The organism is Bradyrhizobium sp. AZCC 2262, from assembly GCF_036924535.1.
GTDB lineage: Bacteria > Pseudomonadota > Alphaproteobacteria > Rhizobiales > Xanthobacteraceae > Bradyrhizobium.
Map to the genome: position 1 here is coordinate 786,898 of NZ_JAZHRT010000001.1, position 22,910 is coordinate 809,807.

The 22,910-nt window shown below is 60.7% G+C and carries 8 protein-coding genes; 5 read left to right on the forward strand and 3 right to left on the reverse strand.

The window, feature by feature from the left end:
- Positions 1-76 precede the first annotated feature (76 nt).
- Complete coding sequence (locus V1283_RS03590; RefSeq protein WP_334385067.1) at positions 77-8,479, forward strand: heparin lyase I family protein; 8,403 nt, start codon at positions 77-79, stop codon at positions 8,477-8,479.
- Positions 8,480-8,810: 331 nt separating this feature from the next.
- Here the strand turns inward: V1283_RS03590 and V1283_RS03595 are convergent, their stop codons facing one another.
- Positions 8,811-9,047, reverse strand: a complete 237-nt coding sequence (locus V1283_RS03595) for a hypothetical protein (protein ID WP_334385068.1) — start codon at positions 9,045-9,047, stop codon at positions 8,811-8,813.
- 511 nt (positions 9,048-9,558) lie between these two features.
- On the opposite strand from V1283_RS03595, the gene V1283_RS03600 reads away from it, so the two are divergent.
- Both V1283_RS03600 and V1283_RS03605 read left to right on the forward strand, forming a co-directional pair.
- Complete coding sequence (locus V1283_RS03600) at positions 9,559-13,953, forward strand: heparin lyase I family protein (RefSeq protein ID WP_334385070.1); 4,395 nt, start codon at positions 9,559-9,561, stop codon at positions 13,951-13,953.
- A 193-nt stretch (positions 13,954-14,146) separates the two neighbouring features.
- Positions 14,147-16,267 carry a caspase family protein gene (locus V1283_RS03605; protein WP_334385071.1) on the forward strand — a complete coding sequence of 707 codons (2,121 nt, stop codon included), beginning with the start codon at positions 14,147-14,149 and terminating at the stop codon, positions 16,265-16,267.
- 111 nt (positions 16,268-16,378) lie between these two features.
- On the opposite strand, the gene V1283_RS03610 is transcribed toward V1283_RS03605, so the two are convergent.
- Positions 16,379-17,797, reverse strand: a complete 1,419-nt coding sequence (locus tag V1283_RS03610) for an HlyD family type I secretion periplasmic adaptor subunit (RefSeq protein WP_334385072.1) — start codon at positions 17,795-17,797, stop codon at positions 16,379-16,381.
- Between the two features lie 259 nt (positions 17,798-18,056).
- Between V1283_RS03610 and V1283_RS03615 the strand changes: the two genes are divergently transcribed.
- Together V1283_RS03615 and V1283_RS03620 are read left to right on the forward strand one after the other, a co-directional pair.
- On the forward strand, positions 18,057-20,198 hold the full coding sequence (locus V1283_RS03615) for a type I secretion system permease/ATPase (protein ID WP_334385073.1): 2,142 nt from the start codon (positions 18,057-18,059) through the stop codon (positions 20,196-20,198).
- An 885-nt stretch (positions 20,199-21,083) separates the two neighbouring features.
- Entirely contained in the window at positions 21,084-21,467 is a 384-nt protein-coding gene (locus tag V1283_RS03620) for a hypothetical protein (RefSeq protein WP_334385074.1), read from the forward strand.
- A gap of 986 nt (positions 21,468-22,453) precedes the next feature.
- Here V1283_RS03620 and V1283_RS03625 read toward each other — a convergent pair.
- Positions 22,454-22,840, reverse strand: coding sequence for an H-NS histone family protein (locus V1283_RS03625; protein WP_334385075.1), 387 nt, complete (start codon positions 22,838-22,840; stop codon positions 22,454-22,456).
- Between the last annotated feature and the right edge of the window lie 70 nt (positions 22,841-22,910).

Genomic DNA, 22,910 nt, shown 5'->3' on the forward strand with positions numbered 1-22,910 from the left:
GGAAACAGTTGTAGCAGGCATTGGCAATTTCTCGCCACTGACCGATCAATGGTCTGCCCCCATCTCTGTTGGCGGCATGTCCTACTATGTTGAGAACGCCAATATCAACGGCAATGCGCCTTGGGCGATCACCCAACTCGATAGCCACACATTGCGTTTCCAGGTGCGACCCGCCGACGTCTGGCCGGACAATGACAGCCACCGCAGCGAAATCAGCGGCGCCACCGTGTTCGCGGCAACTGCAACCGTCAATGTGTCCTACCAATTTGCCGTTCAACCCGGTCTTAACGATACGAGCAACGATATTGCGTGGCAAATCCTTGGACAATTTCATGCAGACGACAACGATCCAATTTACAACGCAATGTCAGAGGGGAGTCCGCCGTTCGCATTCCACCTGACCGGGCCGAACGGTATCGGGCAGGGCGACTATCTGTCCATTCAGGCCTTGTATGCACTTACCGGACAGAAGACGTGGACACCGGTTACGCCGACTGGCGATCCATACAATAGTTATCTCTATGTTTCGCCAACGCCGATACTTCGCGGCCAGTTTTACGACGTGCATGTCGAAGCAAGCTTTCAGAACAACGCGAACGGATTTTTAGAGGTCTGGATCAACGGCAGTCAGGTTGTTGATTATCACGGCCCTCTTGGTTATGGCGGCGGAAATTACTGGAAGGAAGGTATCTATGAGGGATGGTCCAGCAATCAAACAATCACTGTAGATTACGCCAACACCGTCGTCAGTGCTGCTCCCGGCGCGCCGTTGATCCTGGGCAACGTCGTGAACGGCAACCAGGTGATGCTGAACGGCACCGCTCAGGCCAACAGCAAAGTTGCCGTGTATGACGGTTCTACCAAACTTGGTACCGTCACCGTCGCATCCAATGGGTCGTGGTTTTACGAAACCGGCGCATTGTCGCTTGGTAATCACACCCTGACGGCAACGGCAACCGACGGCGCGGGCAAGGTCAGTGCAGCGTCATCGGCTGCTAATGCCAGCATTGCCGCATTTACCGGTCCCACTATCACGGCTGTCGCTACTTCAGCGGCAGCTGGAGAAAGTGTCGTAGGCAACACTATAACGTTTACGCTGACGATGAGCTCAGCGGTAAATGTGACCGGGACGCCAACGTTGACGCTGAACGACGGCGGCACGGCGACCTACAAGAGTGGGTCTGGGACCAATGCGCTGACTTTCACCTACACGGTTGGGGCGAGCGACCTTACCGTCAGAGGACTTGCTATCACCGGCGCCGGGCTGCCGGGTGGCGCGACGATCCAGGACGGCAGCGGCAATGCCGCTATACTCACTGGCGCAGCCGTGCAATTTCCCAGCGTCATCATTGATACACAAGCTGTCAAAACTCCTGTCTTCGGAAGCCCGGTTGCCAACAGCGACGGCACCTTTACGTTCACCGGTACGGCCGGGGCAAATACAACCGTCTACTTTTCGACTTCATACGAGGGAGGTCTTGGCAGCGCCGTCGTAAACAGCGCTGGCCAGTGGACGTTTACGACTCCGACACTAAGCTATAACTCCTGGAATACGCTTCAGGCTTACAACGTCAACTCGCTGGGAGATGTCAGCGCCATTGGCACCGAGAGCGGGGGCGGCTTTAGCGCTAGTGTGAACCTGCCTAACTCTCCAACAATTACGGGTAATGCTCTCGTCGGGAATACCGTCACGCTCTATGGCATGGTGGCATCCGGTCTTTCGATCTCGAAGGTCACCGTATTTGACGGCTCAACACAACTCGGCACGGCCACAATCAACAGCGACAATAGTTGGACGTTTACGACAAGCGCGCTGACAAATGGCGTCCATGTTTTTACGGCGACGGCCACGAACGCAAGGGGTACCAGCGGGGCTTCTGTACCGGACCCGATAAATGTAAGTTCATCTCTCGCCGACACCACGACCCCCACCGTTGCATCGCTGGTGGCGTCCGGCACCGGGATCACGGCCGGCGCGGGCGATCTCGGGGTTGGCAAGGTTGTGACGCTGACGCTCAATCTCAGCGAGGCGGTGACGGTTGCGGGCGGCACACCTACGCTCACTCTCAACAACGGCGGTACCGCGACCTATACCGGCGGCTCGGGCAGCAATGCGCTGACCTTCAGCTATACGGTCGGGGCAGCCCAGGACACCGCCGACCTCGCGGTGACGGCCGTCAATCTGGGCACCGCTACCGTCAAGGACGGCGCCGGCAATGCCGCCTATCTCGCCGGCGCGGTGACCAACCCGGCCGGCACGCTGCAGATCGATACCACGGCGCCGACTGTTGCCTCTCTGGTCGCCTCTGGTACCGGGATCACGGCTGGCACGGGCAACCTCAATGCCGGCAAGGTTGTAACGCTGACGCTCAACCTGAGCGAGGCGGTGACGGTTGCGGGCGGTACGCCTACGCTGACCCTCAACAACGGCGGCACCGCGACCTATACCGGCGGCTCGGGCAGCAATGCACTGACCTTCAGCTACACGGTCGGGGCAGGCCAGAACACAGCCGACCTCGCGGCGACGGCGATCAACCTGGGCACGGCGACCGTCAAGGACGGCGCCGGCAATGCTGCCGACCTTTCTGGCGCGGTGACCAACCCGTCCGGCACGTTGCAGATCGACACCACGGCCCCCACCGTTGCTTCTCTGGTTGCCTCCGGTACCGGCATCACGGCCGGCACGGGCACCCTCTCGACCGGCAACGTGGTGACGCTGACGCTCAATCTGAGCGAGGCGGTGACGGTTGCGGGTGGTACCCCGACACTGACTCTCAACAACGGCGGCACTGCGAGCTATAGCGGCGGCTCGGGCAGCAATGCGCTGACCTTCAGCTACACGGTCGGGGCGGGCCAGAACACCGCCGACCTCGCGGTGACCGCAATCAACCTGGGCACGGCGACCGTCAAGGACGGCGCGGGCAATGCGGCCAATCTCGCCGGCGCGGTGGCCAACCCGGCTGGCACGCTGCAGATTGACACCACCGTGCCGACTGTGGCCTCTCTGGTGGCGTCCGGCACCGGGATCACGGCCGGCGCGGGCGATCTTGGGACCGGCAGCGTGGTGACGCTGACCGTCAATTTCAACGAGGCGGTGACGGTTGCGGGCGGTACCCCCACACTGACGCTCAACAACGGCGGTACTGCAACCTATACCGGAGGCTCGGGCAGCAGTGCGCTGACCTTCAGCTATGCGGTCGGGGCAGGCCAGGACAGCGCCGACCTCGCGGTGACGGCCGTCAATCTGGGCACCGCTACCGTCAAGGACAGCTCCGGCAACGCCGCCAACCTCACCGGCGCGGTGACCAACCCGTCCGGCACGCTGCAAATCGACACCACGGCGCCGACTGTTGCCTCTCTGGTTGCCTCTGGTACTGGGATCACCGCTGGATCCGGCGACCTCGGGGTTGGCAAGGTTGTAACGCTGACGCTCAATCTGAGCGAGGCGGTGACGGTAGCCGGCGGCACCCCGACACTGACGCTCAACAACGGCGGCACCGCGACCTATACCGGCGGCTCCGGCAGCAATGCGCTGACCTTCAGCTACACGGTCGGGGCCGGCCAGAACACCGCCGACCTCGCGGTGACGGCAATCAACCTGGGCACGGCCACCGTCAAGGACGGCGCCGGCAATGTCGCCAATCTCACCGGCGCGGTGACCAACCCGTCCGGCGCGTTGCAGATCGACACCACGGCGCCAAGCGTGACGCAAGCTGTTGCATCGCCGGGAAGCGGCCTCGAGTTGCCCGGTGACACGGTTACGTTGACCCTGACTTTCGGCGAAGCGGTGACCGTCACCGGCACGCCGACGCTCGCGCTTAACACGGGCGGCACCGCGACCTACACCGGCGGCTCCGGCACCAATGCGCTGACCTTTAGCTACACGGTTGGGTCGAATGACACCACGGTTCCTGCGCTTTCGATTACACAAGCGAACTTGCCGAACGGCGCAACGATAAAGGATGGCGCGGGCAACGCAGCTAACTTGTCCGGTGCTTTGACCACCTTCCCCAACCTGGCGATTGATCCGCCGACGGTTGTGAATTCCATCACGGAGTCACCCGCGACCGGGGATCTGAATGCCGGGAACACTGTCACGCTAACGCTTACCTTTAGCAATGCGGTGACGGTTGCGGGAGGCACTCCGACGCTGACGCTGAACGACGGCGGCATCGCGACCTATACCGGTGGCTCCGGCACCAATGCGCTGACCTTCAGCTACACGGTCGGGGCCGGCCAGAACACGGCCTCACTGGCCGCGACCGCGGTCAACCTCAATGGCGCAACGGTGCAGGACGCCGTCGGGAATGCCGCCAGCGTTTCGCTATCTGGCCTTGCGCAGACCGGGCCGCAGATCGACACCACAACCCCGACCGTTGCCTCTCTGGTCGCCTCCGGTACCGGTATCACGGCCGGCGCCGGCGACCTCGGGGTTGGCAAGGTTGTAACGCTGACGCTCAACCTGAGCGAGGCGGTGACGGTTGCGGGCGGCACGCCTACGCTGACCCTCAACAACGGCGGCACCGCGACCTATACCGGCGGCTCCGGCAGCAATGCACTGACCTTCAGCTATACAGTCGGCGCGGGCCAGAACACCGCCGACCTCGCGGCGACGGCGATCAACCTGGGCACGGCGACCGTCAAGGACGGCGCTGGCAATGCTGCCGACCTTTCTGGCGCGGTGACCAACCCGGCCGGCACGCTACAAATTGACACTGCAATCCCCACCGTTGCTTCTCTGGTGGCCTCCGGCACCGGGATCACGGCCGGTGCGGGCAGCCTCGGGGTTGGCAAGGTTGTAACGCTGACACTCAATCTGAGCGAGGCGGTGACGGTTGCGGGCGGCACGCCTACGCTGACCCTCAACAACGGCGGCACCGCGACCTATACCGGCGGCTCCGGCAGCAATGCGCTGACCTTCAGCTACACGGTCGGGGCCGGCCAGAACACCGCCGACCTCGCGGTGACGGCAATCAACCTGGGCACGGCCACCGTCAAGGACGGCGCCGGCAATGTCGCCAATCTCACCGGCGCGGTGACCAACCCGTCCGGCACGTTGCAGATCGATACCACGACCCCCACGGTATCGTCGCTGGTGGCGTCCGGCACCGGCATCACCGCTGGCGCAGGCAATCTCTCGACCGGCAGCGTGGTGACGCTGACGCTCAATCTGAGCGAGGCGGTGACAGTTGCGGGCGGCACGCCTACGCTGACCCTCAACAACGGCGGCACCGCGACCTATACCGGCGGCTCCGGCAGCAATGCGCTGACCTTCAGCTACACGGTCGGGGCGGGCCAGAACACCGCCGACCTCACAGTGACCGCAATCAACCTTGGCGCGGCGACCATCAAGGATGGCGCCGGCAACGCCGCGAGCCTCACCGGCGCGGTGACCAATCCGTCCGGCACGCTGCAGATCGATACCACGGCGCCGACTGTTGCCTCTCTGGTCGCCTCTGGTACCGGCATCACAGCCGGCGCGGGAGACCTCGGGGTTGGCAAGGTTGTAACGCTGACGCTCAATCTGAGCGAGGCAGTGACGGTTGTGGGCGGCACACCTACGCTGACCCTCAACAACGGCGGCACCGCGACCTATACTGGCGGCTCCGGCAGCAATGCGCTGACCTTCAGCTATACGGTCGGCGCGGGCCAGAACACCGCCGACCTCGCGGTGGCGGCGATCAACCAGGGCACGGCGACCATACAGGATGGCGCCGGCAACGCCGCCAATCTCACCGGCGCGGTGACCAATCCGTCCGGCACGCTGCAGATCGATACCACCGTGCCGACTGTGGCCTCCGTGGTGGCCTCAGGCCAGGGAATCACGGCAGGTGGTGGCAACGTTGGGACCGGGAGCGTGGTGACGCTGACGGTGAGCCTGAGCGAGGCGGTGACGGTTGCGGGCGGCACGCCCACGCTGACGCTCAACGACGGCGGCATCGCGACCTATACCGGCGGCTCGGGCAGCAGTGCGCTGACCTTCAGCTACAAGGTGGGGGCAGGCCAGAACACCGCCGACCTCGCGGTGACGGCGATCAACCAGGGCACGGCGACCGTCACGGACGGCGCCGGCAACGCCGCCAATCTGACCGGCGCGGTGACCAACCCGGCCGGCACGCTTCAGGTCGACACCAGCGCCCACCTGACCCATGTCGGGAACAAACACTTCTTGGCCAACAGTGCGGGGGTGGGGCCGGCAATCTCGAGTGGCGGCGTGGCGGTAACCGATAGCCAAATGGGTGGCTGGACTTTCATCGCAGCGGTGCAGGTTGGCGGTGGGTACCAGGTGGCGCTGAATTTGCCGGGGGCGGATCAGTACACGGTCTGGAACACCGACAGCAACGGCAACGTGATCTCCAGTGCGCTCGGAGGCGTCGTCTCGGGCTCAAGCTACGCGCTGGAATCGATCGAGACGACGTTTAATCAGGATCTGAATGGCGATGGCACGATCGGCCTTGTCACGACAAGAGTCGAATCATCCGGCGCAACCGCGCTGGATCAGGTTGCCAACTATTACCTGCTGAATCCTGTTGGCGGCGGGACTGGCCCTCAGCTGAAGTCTGGTGGTTCGGTCATCACGGCGGATCAGCTCGGCGGTTGGACCGTTATCGGCGCGGAAAAGACCGCCAGCGGCTACGAGGTTGCGCTGAAGGCTACGAGCGGGAATCAGTACATAGTCTGGAACACCGACAACAACGGCAACGTGATCTCCAGTGCGCTCGGAGGCGCCGTCTCGGGCTCAAGCTACGCGCTGGAATCGATCGAGACGACGTTTAATCAGGATCTGAATGGCGATGGCACGATCGGCTTTGTCACGACAAGAGTCGAATCATCCGGCGCAACCGCGCTGGATCAGGTTGCCAACTATTTTCTTCTGAATCCTGTTGGTGGCGGGACTGGCCCTCAGCTGAAGTCTGGTGGTTCGGTCATCACGGTGGATCAGCTCGGCGGCTGGACCGTTATCGGCGCGGAAAAGACCGCCAGCGGCTACGAGGTTGCGCTGAAGGCTACGAGCGGGAATCAGTACATAGTCTGGAACACCGACAACAACGGCAACGTGATCTCCAGTGCGCTCGGAGGCGTCGTGTCGGGCTCCAGTTCGGCGCTGCAAGGGATTGAGGCGAGTTTCCAGCAGGATCTGAATGGCGATGGCACGATCGGCTTTGTCACGACAAGAGTCGAGTCATTGGGCGCAACCGCGCTGGATCAGGTTGCCAACTATTATCTGCTGAATCCTGTTGGCGGCGGGACTGGCCCTCAGCTGAAGTCTGGTGGTTCGGTCATCACGGTGGATCAGCTCGGCGGCTGGACCGTTATCGGCGCGGAAAAGACCGCCAGCGGCTACGAGGTTGCGCTGAAGGCTACGAGCGGGAATCAGTACATAGTCTGGAACACCGACAACAACGGCAACGTGATCTCCAACGCGGTCGGAGGCGTCGTCTCGGGCTCCAGTTCGGCGCTGCAGGGGATCGAGGCGAGTTTCCAGCAGGATCTGAATGGCGATGGCACGATCGGCTTTGTCACGACAAGAGTCGAGTCATTGGGCGCAACCGCGCTGGATCAGGTTGCCAACTATTACCTGTTGAATCCTGTTGGCGGCGGGACTGGCCCTCAGCTGAAGTCTGGTGGTTCGGTCATCACGGTGGATCAGCTCGGCGGTTGGACCCTTATCGGCGCGGAAAAGACCGCCAGCGGCTACGAGGTTGCGCTGAAGGCTGCGAGCGGGAATCAGTACACGGTCTGGAACACCGACAACAACGGCAACGTGATCTCCAACGCGGTCGGAGGCGCCGTCTCGGGCTCCAGTGCGGCGCTGCAAGGGATTGAGGCGAGTTTCCACCAGGATCTGAATGGCGATGGAGTAATCCTGCTCTCCGGAAGCGGAAGCATCATCGGTGCGAACAGCCTTGTGATCGGCAGCGGCGCAAGCGCGGAGCTCACGGGGGCCTATTCCGGGTCGGTCAGTTTTGCAGGCGCAACGGGCACCCTCGTCATTGACAACTCTGCAAACTTCCACGGGACGATCGGCGGACAGCTTACGACCACAGACGTCATCGACCTCGCCGACATTACGGCTGGGGCAAATGCCACGATCGGCTATACGGGCAACAACTCGCCGGGTACGCTGACCGTGAGCGACGGAACGAAGACGGCCAGCATTGCTCTCCTCGGCAATTATTCGTTGGCGAACTTCACCGTGGCCAGCGACGGCCATGGTGGAACGACGGTCGTTGATCCGCCGTTGCCCGGCCAGCAAGAGAGTTTGATGTCGGAAAATTCAGGGAGCGACCCGGCCCCCTCGCTTGCAGCCCTGGACCAGAGATTGGCGCTATGGTCGCAACATATGGCTTCGGCATTTGCTTCTTCGGGCTGGGATAGCGCTCGCACCTCGACATTTGGCGCCGGTGAATTCGGAGGGATTTCGCTCCCGCAATTGGCCCAACCCGTTACTCAGCAGCATGCCGGAATCACAGGTTAGATATTCACATCACGTAGGAGCAACCGGGAGATCAGGCGCGAGCCAGCTTTTCCGAGCCAGCAACCGAGAAAGCCGCATAAGGGTCGCGATCGGGTCGGCCTATGCAAATGGACAACCCGGGCCAAAGCAGTTGGCAAAAGGTAATGATATCCGGTAGCATACTTTGCAGCGGTCGCCGGGAAGTGCCGCGCCGGTAATTCCGTTTGGCCTACTGAGTTAGGGGCTGAAGAAGAAATGATCTTCAGGTCGCTGTGAAATCGGGCGCTGATATTGTTTGCCAGCCTTGCTGGTGATCGGGGCGGCGCAGCCGTTGAGAATTTTGGGGCCTATGTCAGTTTGAAGCTTCGAATATGAAACCCGCAATTGCAGTTGCGAGGGCTGCAACTGCCGCACCCGCGAATAACGTTCCCATCGTGGAAGCCCCGCGTTCGGTCTGGTAAGCATTTTGGTAACGCGGGCCATCGCTTGCGGCGTTCGACGCGTTACCATTGCCGCGGGCAAGTGCAACGAGAATAAATCCAGGAATAAGAGCGCCGAAAAAGAGCCACCAGCTCCAAGTCAAAGACATCGCACGATCCGCCCTTTGGTATGAGCCGTTCTTGACCAAAGTATACAGATTCAACAGGGCGATGGCACTGAGACAAACTGACCTAGGATTTACGGCTACGAGGCACTTGAGAGGAAAATGGGATTATTCACGATCCTACGCACGGATAGATTCACGGGTTTGTCGAACGCGCTACAACCGCGTCCGACCATGAGAGCACCAACACTCCAGCCACGGCCGACATCTGCTTCGGGCGGGGCCGTGACGGTCTTGACGGAGCGAGATCGGGCGGGCAACTTGCATCGCTCGTTATGAATATGAATCGGTCGCCGTCGGACCGTGGGTGCTTGCCCAAGCCAAATTGCCCAGAGGCAATCGCCACATTTTGGCCTGTACTCTCCTTAGTGCCGCCTTGCTTTGGTCAAAGCTAGCTGGAGTGTAGGGGTCGAATTTATAGTTAACCGACCCCCTGTCATGCGCGTGAGATCGGCCCGCATTTGGACAAGCGGCGGCGAAATTTGGGGAGCCTTAGATGGCCGTTCAAAAGCCTACGATTAGCAATTTCTTTGCAGATAGTGGTACCCGGGGTGACGGAATCACCGACGCGAACGTGGTTACGGTTTGGGGGACTGCGGACCCAAATACGACAGTGTCGATTTATGACGGATCGACCCTCTTAGGCACGGCCACGTCGAACAGCTCCGGTGCATGGGCGTTTGAGACACCAAAGCTCTCCGACAGCACCCACAGCTTGACTGCCACAGCGACTGATACGTCGGGCGCCACCAGTGCGCCGTCAAGCGCCTTGTCGGTCACCGTAATTCCGAGCGTTACGGACTTCAGGCCGGCCAGCAACAATTGGCAGAACCCGATTATCATCGACGGCCAGGGTTGGTTCGTCGAATCCGGCAATAAACCTTGGAGCCTTACCAATCCGGATGCGCACACCGTTCGCATGGAAGTGCGGCCCGGAGACCTGTGGGCCGATGATGAAACGGCTCGATCCGAAATCCTGACGGTCGACGAGGCGCTCGACCACCAGGTCTTCAACGCGGCTTACACGATGACTGTGGAGCCGGGGGCGGTGAATCCCGTCGATTGGCTATCGGTCGCGCAGATGCACGAGGAATCCGGCATCCCGTTCTCGATCTCGATCAAGGGCGACAAGCTGCAGGTGATTGTGAATATCAATGAGTCCTTTGAGCAGACCGTTTATGTAGATCCGAAATCCATTGTACGCGGTCATGCTTACGACATCCAAATTCAGGCCAATTTCTCCACCGATTCAACCGGTTTCCTAAAGATTTGGTCTGATGGCGTCCAAATCGTAGATTATCACGGCCAACTGGGGACCGAGACCGGTGGCCAGTATTTGAAGCTGGGGGTTTACGAAGGATATCCCGAAGGGGTGACGTCGCCGATAGCTGTCGACTACAGCAACATCGTACTCTCCTACAATAACGCGTCGTTTCCGACTCCTTCTACTTACGGCGGCTCAACGGGGCAGACCGGAGATACCACGGCGCCGACGGTTGCCTCGCTGGTGGCCTCCGGTACCGGCATCACGGCCGGCACGGGCACCCTCTCGACCGGCAACGTGGTGACGCTGACGCTCAATCTGAGCGAGGCGGTGACGGTTGCGGGTGGTACCCCGACGCTGACTCTCAACAACGGCGGCACCGCGACCTATACCGGCGGCTCGGGCAGCAATGCGCTGACCTTCAGCTACACGGTCGGGGCGGGCCAGAACACCGCCGACCTCGCGGCGACGGCGATCAACCTGGGTACGGCGACCATCAAGGATAGCTCCGGCAACGCCGCCAATCTCGCCGGCGCGGTGGCCAACCCGGCTGGCACGCTGCAGATTGACACCACAACCCCCACCGTTGCTTCTCTGGTGGCCTCCGGTACCGGGATCACGGCCGGCGCGGGCGATCTTGGGGTTGGCAAGGTGGTAACCCTGACGCTCAATCTGAGCGAGGCGGTGACGGTTGCGGGCGGTATCCCCACGCTGACCCTCAACGACGGCGGCATCGCGACCTATACCGGCGGCTCGGGCAGCAGTGCGCTGACCTTCAGCTATACGGTCGGGGCGGGCCAGAACACCGCCGACCTTACAGTGACGGCGGTCAACCTGGGCACTGCAACTATCAAGGACAGCTCCGGCAAGGCCGCCAATCTCACCGGCGCGGTGACCAATCCGTCCGGCACGCTGCAGATCGACACCACGGCGCCGACTGTCGCCTCTCTGGTGGCCTCTGGCACCGGTATCACGGCCGGTGCGGGCGACCTCGGAGTTGGCAAGGTTGTAACGCTGACGCTCAATCTGAGCGAGGCGGTGACGGTTGCGGGCGGCACCCCGACACTGACGCTCAACAACGGCGGCACCGCGACCTATACCGGCGGCTCCGGCAGCAATGCGCTGACCTTCAGCTACACGGTGGCGGCCGGCCAGAACACCGCCGACCTCGCGGTGACCGCGATCAACCAGGGCTCGGCGACCATCAAGGATGGCGCCGGCAATGTCGCCAATCTCACCGGCGCGGTGACCAACCCGTCCGGCACGCTGCAGATCAGCACCACGGCGCCGGCTGCGGCCTCTGTGGTGGCCTCAGGCACCGGGATCACGGCGGGTGGTGGCACCGTCGGGACCGGGAGCGTGGTGACGCTGACGGTGAACCTCGACGGAGCGGTGACGGTTGCCGGCGGTAAGCCGACGCTGACGCTGAACGACGGCGGCACGGCGACCTATACCGGCGGCTCGGGCACGAGCAAGCTGACCTTCAGCTACACGGTGGCGGCCGGCCAGAACACCTCCGACCTCACGGTGACCGGGGTCAGCCTCAACGGAGCCACGGTCAAGGACGGCGCCGGCAATGCCGCCAACCTGGGCGCAGTGGTCACCAATCCTTCCGGCACGCTTCAGGTCGACACCAGCGCCCACCTGACCCATGTCGGGAACAAGTACTTGTTGGCGAACAGTGCAGGGGTGGGACCGGCAATCTCGAGTGGCGGCGTGGCGGTAACCGATAGCCAAATGGTTGGCTGGACTTTCATCGCAGCGGTGCAGGTTGGCAGTGGGTACCAGGTAGCGCTGAAGGCTACGGGTGCGGATCAGTACACGATCTGGAACACCGACAACAACGGCAACGTGATCTCCAACGCGGTCGGAGGCGCCGTCTCAGGCTCCAGTTCGGCGCTGCAAGGGATTGAGGCGACTTTCCACCAGGATCTGAATGGCGATGGCACGATCGGCCTTGTTACGACAAGCGTGGATTTATCCGGCGTAACCTCGCTGGAGCAGGTTGCCAACTATTATCTTCTGAATCCTGTTGGCGGCGGGACTGGCCCTCAACTGAAGTCTGGTGGTTCGGTCATCACGGTGGATCAGCTCGGCGGTTGGACCTTTATCGGCGCGGAAAAGACCGCCAGCGGCTACGAGGTTGCGCTGAAGGCTAAGGGGGCGGATCAGTACACGGTCTGGAACACCGACAACAACGGCAACGTGATCTCCAACGCGGTCGGAGGCGCCGTGTCGGGCTCCAGTGCGGCGCTGCAAGGGATTGAGGCGAGTTTCCACCAGGATCTGAATGGCGATGGCACGATCGGCCTTGTCACGACAAGAGTCGAAGCATTAGGCGCAACCGCGCTGGATCAGGTTGCCAACTATTATCTTCTGAATCCTGTTGGCGGCGGGACTGGCCCTCAGCTGAAGTCTGGTGGTTCGGTCATTACGGCAGATCAGCTCGGCGGCTGGACCCTTATCGGCGCGGAAAAGACCGCCAGCGGCTACGAGGTCGCGTTGAAGAGCGGGAATCAGTACACGGTCTGGAACACCGACAACAACGGCAAGGTGATCTCCAATGCGGTCGGAGGCGCCGTCTCGGGCTCCAGTGCGGCGCTGCAAGGGATTGAGGCGAGTTTCCACCAGGATCTGAATGGCGATGGCACGATCGGCTCTGTCACGACAAGAGTCGAGTCATTGGGCGCAACCGCGCTGGATCAGGTTGCCAACTATTACCTGTTGAATCCTGTTGGCGGCGGGACTGGCCCTCAGCTGAAGTCTGGTGGTTCGGTCATCACGGTGGATCAGCTCGGCGGTTGGACCCTTATCGGCGCGGAAAAGACCGCCAGCGGCTACGAGGTTGCGCTGAAGGCTGCGAGCGGGAATCAGTACACGGTCTGGAACACCGACAACAACGGCAACGTGATCTCCAACGCGGTCGGAGGCGCCGTCTCGGGCTCCAGTGCGGCGCTGCAAGGGATTGAGGCGAGTTTCCACCAGGATCTGAATGGCGATGGAGTAATCCTGCTCTCCGGAAGCGGAAGCATTATCGGTGCGAACAGCCTTGTGATCGGCAGCGGCGCAAGCGCGGAGCTCACGGGGGCCTATTCCGGGTCGGTCAGTTTTGCAGGCGCAACGGGCACCCTCGTCATTGACAACTCTGCAAACTTCCACGGGACGATCGGCGGACAGCTTACGACCACAGACGTCATCGACCTCGCCGACATTACGGCTGGGGCAAATGCCACGATCGGCTATACGGGCAACAACTCGCCGGGTACGCTGACCGTGAGCGACGGAACGAAGACGGCCAGCATTGCTCTCCTCGGCAATTATTCGTTGGCGAACTTCACCGTGGCCAGCGACGGCCATGGTGGAACGACGGTCGTTGATCCGCCGTTGCCCGGCCAGCAAGAGAGTTTGATGTCGGAAAATTCAGGGAGCGACCCGGCCCCCTCGCTTGCAGCCCTGGACCAGAGATTGGCGCTATGGTCGCAACATATGGCTTCGGCATTTGCTTCTTCGGGCTGGGATAGTGCTGGCACTTCGATGGTCAGCCGCAGTGAACTGGGAGGAGGGGGCTTGTTGCCACAGTTGGCTCAGTCCGTTACTCAGCGGCAGCATTCCGATATGACAGGTTAGTTCCCTCGCAGAGCAGAATGGTATTCGCCTAGGCCGGCCGTGAATTGCGGCCCTAGCCCCTCGCTGCCATCGAAGCCACGTAACCGGGCTCGGCGCTTGTCGCCGGGCGAGCGCTGCGGATATCCTTGTGGTCACCGGCATTTGGAGCGATGCTGGTTATCTTCGCCATGAGCGCCTGAAGTTGCAGCATAGCATGCACGGACTTTTGAAGACATTGCTCGCCGTTCTGGCGATTTTCGCCAACGTGTCCGCCGCTACAGCAGGCGCTGCGCCCTCGGAAAAGCGTCTGGCGCTCGTGATCGGGAATGCATCCTACAAGGCCAAGCCGCTCGCGACCGCGGTCAATGATGCCGCTCTGATCGCCCAAACCCTGCGGGCCGCGGGCTTTGATGTCATGGGCGCCCGAGACCTCGATGAAGACCTGCTACGGCAGACTTTCCGCGATTTTGTCGACGCTGTCAGGAGCGCGGGACCGGGCGCGGTAGCTGCCGTGTATTTCGCTGGTTACGGGCTGCAGCTCGAAGGCGAGAACTATCTGCTTCCGATCGACGCGGATATTACCGATGCTTCGGACGTGTCCCTCAGGGCGGTACGGCTGTCGGAACAATCGCTCGCGCTCGCGGCGCTTGATCTGAAGGCAAGCTTCATGATCCTGGACATGGCCCGCGCAAATCCGTTTGTCTTGTCAGGTCAACCGCCGGCTAGTGGCCTCGCCTGGGTCGAGCCCGAAACCAACATGCTGATCGCATTCAATGCCGCCCCCGGCACAGTCTCGCCGGATAGCGGGAATGGCTACGGCCCCTATGCCAAGGCGCTTTCCGAGATGATCCGCGAGGGCGGCCGGACGCCAGCCGATCTATTTGATCGTGTGCGTTTGCGTGTCAACGAATTGACGAAGGGGGCACAGGTACCCTGGGATACCTCGGACATCGAAGCGCAATTCATGTTCTTTGAACGCGGTCCTGACGCGCCATCGCGGGCGGATTCGCCCGAGCGGACCGCTCGGATGCGCTCCCAGCCAATGGGGAGCCTCGGTGCCCAAGACGCCTACATGGCGGCCTTGATGCGCGACACTTTCGACGGCTATGCAGATTTCCTTGCAGACTATTGGCGTGACCCCATGACGAAGCGCATCCGCGCGCTCCTGGCGGCGCGGCGCGAGGCCATTACTTGGCGACGGACCGGCCAAGCCAATGTACCTGACGCCTACTGGTCTTATTTGTCGCGCTATCCAGCGGGGGCCCATGTTGACGACGCGCGCCGCCGTCTCGTGCACCTTGGTGCCACGATCGCGCCGCCCTCCAAATTCGCAATGATAGATTACGACGTTCCCCCGCCATTGCCGGACGAACTGGAGTTTGTCGAGCGGACCGTGCTGCTCTTCAACGATCCGGCATTCGCGTTCGAGTCGCCACCACCTTCGCCCGCCTATTTTCTGGAGCCGCCGCCGCCTGAATTGCTCGCCTTGGCGCCGCCAGATGCTCCTTCGGAAGCATACGTCCTTCCGGCCCCAAGATTCGTGTCGTTACCGTCCTATGTCGATGTACCGGCTTACGTGGTGGCGCCGCCCAATTCACCTGTTTTCAACAGCGTCGAAAAAGCACCGCTCCGCAACGCGATTGACCTTCCCACCGGGGCGAACGGCCAGGCCAAGGCCTCGGCGATTCTGCCGTCCAGCGCGGGCAACCTTATGGACAGCCCGCGCCTTCCATCCTCGGTGGCGACAAAGGCCGCCTCGGTCAGCGGCCGCTGGCGGCCACAGCTAACCGCCTCGAAGCCGCCGGCGCGGGAAGCGATCAAAGTGCTCACAAAACCCGCGGTGGCTGAGCTCGCTTCAACGCCGCTCTGGGCGATCTACAAGCCGCCCGCCCGAAAAGAGATAAGCACGATAGGGGCTCCGACAGATCTCTGGGCGACCTACTATCCGATGGCATGGGAAGCGATCAAAGCGCCTCCGAGCCTGAGGAAGCCTTGGCCGATCGACAACAGGACACTGGCAAATACGCCCATCGCGTCGTCTGCGCTTACCACAGACGATGAGGTGCCGGTCCCCGTGACCACAACACTCGCGCCGTCGCAGCGCGCCGCAACGCTGTCGGCGACTGGCAGCATTCCGCTGCCGCTTTCCCGACCGACAACGTCTGCGCCGCGCCCAACCCGCAAGCCACAAACACCGATTGCACGCGCGGCTTCATCGCCGATAGAAGTTGGTCATGCGCAGCAGCCCGCGGCTCTGCCCAACCGGGTGGCACCGTCGAATCGTGTGGTGCGTCGTCCCAACGTCGAGCTCGGAGTATCGCCGCCGAAGCCTTAGAGAAAACCATGTCCCGCGTGAACGGGATACAAATCTGCGGCTGAGGGAAATAGGCTGTCTTGACAGCGGAAGCACCAGCAGCGGTGGGCTCCTCTTCCAAACTTTCCCTACTTACCTTTCCCGCAGGCTCTCCTGCTTATATTTCACCAGCGGTGACATTAGGTAGCCGATGATCCGTCGAGATCCGGTCTTGATCTCGGCGGTGACTGCCATGCCGGGTGAAAGGTTGACCGTCTTGTCCTCGACTTGCATCTTCGAGCGGTCCACGGAGATCCGCGCCGCATACGTCAATTCCTGGCCCTTGGGCTCGCTTGTGGCACCGGCCGGCTTGTCGTTCGCTTTGTCGCTCGAAGCATCACGCACGATCGAGTCCGATGAGATGCTCAGCACCTTCCCGTGCAGCAGCCCGTATCTGGTGAAATCAAACGTATCGACCTTGATTTGCACTTCATCGCCGGCATGCACGAAACCGATGTCACGGTTGCTCACCATGGCTTCGATCTCCAGTTGACTGTCGCTCGGCACGATTACCATCAGGGCCTGCGCCGGCGTCACAACACCGCCGACCGTATATACGGCCAGCTGCTGAACCATGCCTGATACCGGCGCGGTCAGCTGCTGCAGCTTGGTGCGCTGTTCGGCCTTCGACAGATCGGCCGCCAAGCCGGCGGCTTTCCGCTTTGCCTCGGTCAATTCGCTGAACAGAGTTCGGCGATACTCGGCCCTGGTCTGGGCACGCGTTTCGGTGATCGCGGCAACCGCTGCCTGCGCTACTTTCAAATGGCTTTTCTGGACCAACCGTTCCTGCTGGCTCTCGGTCAATTGCTGCAGCACCTCGTAGTATTGCAACCTGGAGCCGTATTGATCGAGGCTCTTGCGGATATTGACGCGCTCCTCAATGGTCGGAATGACCGTTTCAAGCTTATTGACCGTGGCCGAGATGGTAGCCAGCTCAGCTTCCTTTTGGGCCTTTTGCCCGTCCAGAGCGGCGATTTTTGATTTGTGCTCAGAGATTTGCGCTAACAGAAACTGGCGCTGCATGGCGACCAGCGCCCGGTCTGCTCCCTCCGGGGGACGGAATGCCGCGAGCGGATCGTCAGTATCGGTAAGCGCCGCATTTAGGCGAGCGACATCGAGTTGAGCCGACTGCAAGTCGCTCCGGATATGATTGATCTCGCCTTCGTTGATGGTGGGATCGAGTTCAATCAGCGTATCGCCCGCATTGACAATTTGGCCGTTCGCAACCCGTATGGCGCGCACGACACCGGTCTCGAAGGGTTGAATCACCTTGCTGCGGCCAGTCGGAATGATTTTCCCGGTTGCGGTGGCCACGATGTCCACGTGGCCGAGGGTCGCCCAAGCCAAAGCCAGCACAAACAACGCGATAATGGTCGCGCCGATTGCCCTGCCGATCGGGGAGGGCGGGGTTTCGACGATTTCCAGCGCGGCCGGCAGGAACGCCAGCTCTTCCCGCTCGCGCGGCTTGGGAGCTGCTGCCGGAAAGGGAACAACTTTCGCTTCCGATTTCATGGATTTCGCCTAAAATACAAGCAATTAGCCCCTTTGTAAGCAAGCTCGATAAATCGGGCAATCATAGCGCCCCAATGCTGTCCAGATGGCCAATTATAGCAGCTGTCGAGTGAATTTTCTGTCCTAATTGCGATTAAATCTTGAATATTGTGGGCGCGGCGGAGTCTCCCTTAATTCAGTCCAATAAGTTTAGAACTGTAGAATAGAATGCTGCCCATTGGCGTGGTTAGCAGCAAAACGACAGGATGTGAGAGCTGATATGACGACACATTCGGAAGTGCCCGGCCGGAATGACCCAGGCCTTACCGCGCTGGTCATGCTGCTGCGTTTTCACGGCGCCGGGGCAGATCCCGCCCAAATTCGTCATCAGTGCGGAACTGCGGCTATCGGCATTGCCGACATGATTCGATGCGCCAAGGAATTCGGCCTCAAGGCGCGCGAAATGAAGACAAGCTGGCCGCGCCTGGCGACTACCCCTTTGCCTGCCATTGCGGCGCTCAAGGATGGCGGCTTTCTCCTGCTCGGCAAAGTGGGAGACGACAAGGTCGTCGTACAATCCACGAAAACGCCGCGCCCGGAATTGATGAGCAGAGCTGACCTGGAGGCGATTTGGGACGGACGTATCGTTCTGATGACCCGGCGCGCGAGCCTGACGGAATTGTCACGTCGCTTCGATATCACATGGTTCGTGGGCGCGATTCACAAGTATCGTCAGCAATTGGCTGAGGTGCTCCTTGGATCCTTTTTTCTTCAGCTGTTTGCGCTCGCCTCGCCGCTGTTCTTTCAGGTGGTGATCGACAAGGTTCTGGTCCATCGCAGTATGGGCACGCTGGATGTGATGGTGATCGGGCTACTTGGGATAGCCTTGTTCGAAACCATTCTCGGGATCCTGCGGACTTATCTTTTTTCGCACGCCACCAATCGGATCGACGTAGAACTCGGCGCGCGGTTATTTCAGCATTTACTGGCATTGCCCACAGCCTATTTTCAGGCCCGCCGCGTCGGCGATTCCGTCGCACGCGTGCGTGAGCTGGAAAGCATCCGGACTTTCTTGACCAGTTCGGCGCTGACCCTAGTGATTGATCTGTTCTTCACCGTTGTCTTTCTAGGGGTCATGTTTCTTTACTCGCCGCTGCTAACTGGCATCGTCCTCGCCGGGTTTCCTTTTTATGTGGGTATTTCGGTCGGGGTCACGCCGCAGTTTCGCCGGCTGCTGGACGAGAAGTTCAAGCGCGGCGCGGAGAACCAGGCCTTTCTCGTGGAAAGCGTCACTGGGGTAGAAACCCTTAAGGCGATGGCGGTCGAGCCGCAGATGCAGCGGCGCTGGGAAGAGCAACTCGCTGGCTATATAGCGGCGAGCTTCCGGGTCTTACGGCTCGGCAACACCGCCAGCAATAGCGTGCAATTTGTCAACAAGGTCGTTATGGCCGGCATCCTGTATTTCGGAGCTCGGCTTGTCATCTCCGGCGACATGAGTGTAGGCGAGCTGGTCGCATTCAACATGCTGGCCGGCCGGGTAAGCCAGCCGGTGCTGCGGTTGGCCCAGATCTGGCAGGAGTTTCACCAGGCAAAGCTCTCGGTGGAGCGGCTCGGCGACATCCTCAATACGCCGCCGGAACCAAAGTTCAATCCGGCGCGCGCCGCACTGCCCGCGATACGCGGCGACGTCACGTTCGACCATGTTGTGTTTCGTTACCGCATAGACGGCCCGGAGGTGCTGCACGACGTCAGTTTCAGCGTGTCCGCCGGACAAGTCATTGGCATCGTCGGACCCTCGGGCTCTGGCAAGAGCACCGTGGCAAAGCTCGTGCAACGCCTCTACATTCCCGAGCGGGGCCGCGTGCTGGTCGATGGGGTCGACTTGGCTATGGTGGATACGTCATGGCTGCGCCGCCAGGTCGGCTCGGTGCTGCAGGAGAACGTACTCTTCAATCAGTCGATCCGGGACAATATCGCCTTACCGGATCCATCTATGCCGATCGAGCAAGTCGTCGAAGCTGCGAAGCTCGCCGGCGCCCATGATTTCATATTGGAACTGCCGGAGGGGTATGACACGGTCGTGGGCGAGCGTGGTGCAAGCCTTTCAGGCGGACAGCGCCAACGCATCGCCATCGCCCGGGCGCTGGTGACTAATCCTCGCATTTTGATTTTCGACGAAGCCACCAGCGCGCTGGACTACGAGAGCGAGCGAATAATTCAGGAGAATATGCAACGCATCGCCCAAGGTCGCACCGTGTTCATTATCGCCCACCGCCTCTCGACCGTACGCCGAAGCAATAGAATCATAACCATTGATCGGGGCCGATTGGTCGAGGATGGAACACACGACGAGCTCATCAAGAAGGGCGGCCGCTATGCCACACTTCACCGGGTGCAGGCCGATATCCATGAAGTGCGTTAGAGTCGGTCCGGAAAGTTCGTGCAGGACTGCAGAGCTGAGCTGAAGCGGGAAGGCCAGCTCGTCTGCGATGACAATCGTCCGGCCCTGGCTAGAAGCCCGCGACGGCGATTGCGGTCTGGCGATGTGAGTCCGACCAGAATACGCTGGGGCCGCCCCCAAAATTCCTTGAATCCTTGGACTAGCCGCATCACGCGCGAGCCGTTAGCGCGCGGGGTGCCGAGCCGACGTTGAGGGCGCTGACCTAGATGATGCAGCCGCCAGCAAACCGTGAATGCTCATCCCAATCAGGTAGCCGATCTGCATGCTCGTAGCGGCTATGACAGCCGTCACAACGATTGACCAGACAGTGTACGCGTTCGTGGCGCCGATTCCCACAGCAACCGTCAGCACAGTTGCGACCGCAGGTATCAAGACCATGATTTTGAAGCGCTGCGCGAGCGCCGCCCCGACCAAAAAACTGACCGTTGAAAGTACAAGCACGTTTGGCCTCCCTTACTTCAACGGCTTCGCTGCGGGTAGGTTGCTCCCGAATACGTTGATTCTTCGTGAAGGGGGTAGCCGATATACTACTGGATTCGGTATCAAAATACCGGCTCTCATCCCGGCAAATGACCTTGGCGGCCGCATTCCGGCGGAATTCAGGCGCCGATCGGTATCCGGATCTCGGGCGGCTCTCTTGCGGGCACATTTCTCTGGTCGACGGCCGATTCGGCGGTTTGCCACCCAAAGAGCCAGTGGCTTGACTTCGTATCGGACAACCGATCGATGGGCGGCCGCCGCCGCATACTTGGGCGCTGCGGGTGTCTGCACGAGCGAGTGCGTCGCCGCGGTAGATACCTCGCTCCCGGTCGAAATCAGGATTGGATTAAATCGCGACCACTGGCCATGACGCGCTCAAAAGTCGACCCGCCATGCCGCCAGGCGATGGCGGGGATCGCGATCAGAACGGCCAACAGCGTCGGGAATGGCGGTGTTTCGGTTTCGGTGGTGCCGATTTCGTGGTCAGTGCTGCACCAGAGGATATGCGCGGGGGCGCGCGCTCGGCGTCGGCCAATCGGCCGCCGCTCCGTGGTTATCCAGCAACCATTCCTGGCCGGCGGTTTTTCCGCATTCAGCTATTCTCACCTCTTGCCGAAGGCGTTGAAGATCGAAGTATTGCCTGGCGAGTGTTCCGAAGGATGGTGCCGATTTTGTCTCTCTCTTATGTTTCGCTTTTTGAAAGGCAGTATCGATTTGCTGGCTCATTTTAAACCTCTACTGACTGACTGAACAAAGTGAAGCAACCGCCATGCCACTTAACGGCGTTCGGCCCAGCCATGGGACTGGCGGCCGATCGTTAAGGTTCAAACCAGAAGCCCCAATCACGGAATTGTGTCTAGCTGCGACCTTGTGAAGCTATTTCCGCCCCGGCGAGATTTGAGGGTGACCGCGGCAAAAACATGCACCAGGGGTTACCTGAGCCAGCGCCGGGGAGGGATCTTACCAAAGAAATGAGCGGCTATTTTACAACTCTGAGCTTTGCCCGCCGGCTTGCAGGGGAACCTTGCGGGGGCCTCTCGAAGGTGACTCCCGCAACATTGTCCTCGCGCCAGATCGTTTTACAGACGTGAACAGTTCTGAAATTGTCGAAACTAAAATCGAACGTGTCCGGCAATTCGTCAGCTTCGAAGGTAAGCTCAATACAAAGGCCGAAACCTGTAAGATTGTGAACAGTGCAATGGTGCACGGCCTCATCTTGAACCAAGACCTTGGCGGGGTGGTACGTCCTGGTGCGCTTTAATCGTCGGTTTTCCATCTGACGGTCCATTCGTTAAGGCCGGACTGCCGCAATCCAGCATCCAGTGCCCGATGCCCTTCCAATGCGACGCCAGGCAGCCTCTCACATATTAGAAGCAGGAGTTAGCCGAGCATTGTTGGCAATTCGCTACCTGGCCGATGGCTTTTCGCCGCATCATTTCAAATTAATGACCAAGACCGATAAAATCGAAGGCAAGGAAAGTCGCCTTCGTGCGGGTCAGGCCGTCGGAAATCCGTCCTTAGCCCGTGGGCCAGGACCGCACCGCTTTCAAGGTTAGGCTACTTTGGGTTGAACCAGGCCGCAGCGCGCGCGTGGGACCGCTTGAGTTGAAACAAACACCAGCTCTCGGGTCGAGCATGCTTGGTTGAAGAAGCTAGCAGGCTATCATGCGATCGCGATATGGACCTTGGTGGACGCCCGCTGCCACAAGTTGCTAGCAAAACCTGTTTTAAGGTCGCTACGCCCTTTGCCGCCGGCTAGAACTGTTCTTCTTCGATTCTACAGTTCCAATCACGAATTCGTCGATGGTGTGACCTGTCTTGAGAGCGGCAGTCAGCCACCGCGGCTGTTTGCCACGCCCTGACCAGGTCTCGGTAGGCTCGTTCGGATTTCTGTATTTTGGAAATACCCTCGGATATTTCCGTCGCTCCCGAGGCGCATCTCTCGGCTGACTGTCCGCCGACTCCGATTGACGCATTTCTTTCTCGCGACGAAGCTGCGCCAATCTCTTTTCGAGCTCACGTTTCTCCGACGTCAACCTGATGGAAAGAACCGCGCTAATTTCCTCGTGCAACTGCCACATTTCGTCAATGGACATGGCATCAAGGTTGAATTTCTTGCTCATCCGGCGGCCTTCAAGAGTACTCGATTCGGCGGTTGATCATATAGACGTTATGCAGAGCCTTTCCAGTGCA

Excerpts from the sequence above, each read along its gene's own strand:
- V1283_RS03590 (WP_334385067.1), top strand. The coding sequence starts at position 77 with ATGTCCTACTATGTTGAGAACGCCAATATCAACGGCAATGCGCCTTGG.
- V1283_RS03595 (WP_334385068.1), bottom strand. The coding sequence starts at position 9,047 with ATGTCTTTGACTTGGAGCTGGTGGCTCTTTTTCGGCGCTCTTATTCCT.
- V1283_RS03600 (WP_334385070.1), top strand. The coding sequence starts at position 9,559 with ATGGCCGTTCAAAAGCCTACGATTAGCAATTTCTTTGCAGATAGTGGT.
- V1283_RS03605 (WP_334385071.1), top strand. The coding sequence starts at position 14,147 with ATGCACGGACTTTTGAAGACATTGCTCGCCGTTCTGGCGATTTTCGCC.
- V1283_RS03610 (WP_334385072.1), bottom strand. The coding sequence starts at position 17,797 with ATGAAATCGGAAGCGAAAGTTGTTCCCTTTCCGGCAGCAGCTCCCAAG.
- V1283_RS03615 (WP_334385073.1), top strand. The coding sequence starts at position 18,057 with ATGACGACACATTCGGAAGTGCCCGGCCGGAATGACCCAGGCCTTACC.
- V1283_RS03620 (WP_334385074.1), top strand. The coding sequence starts at position 21,084 with ATGACGCGCTCAAAAGTCGACCCGCCATGCCGCCAGGCGATGGCGGGG.
- V1283_RS03625 (WP_334385075.1), bottom strand. The coding sequence starts at position 22,840 with ATGAGCAAGAAATTCAACCTTGATGCCATGTCCATTGACGAAATGTGG.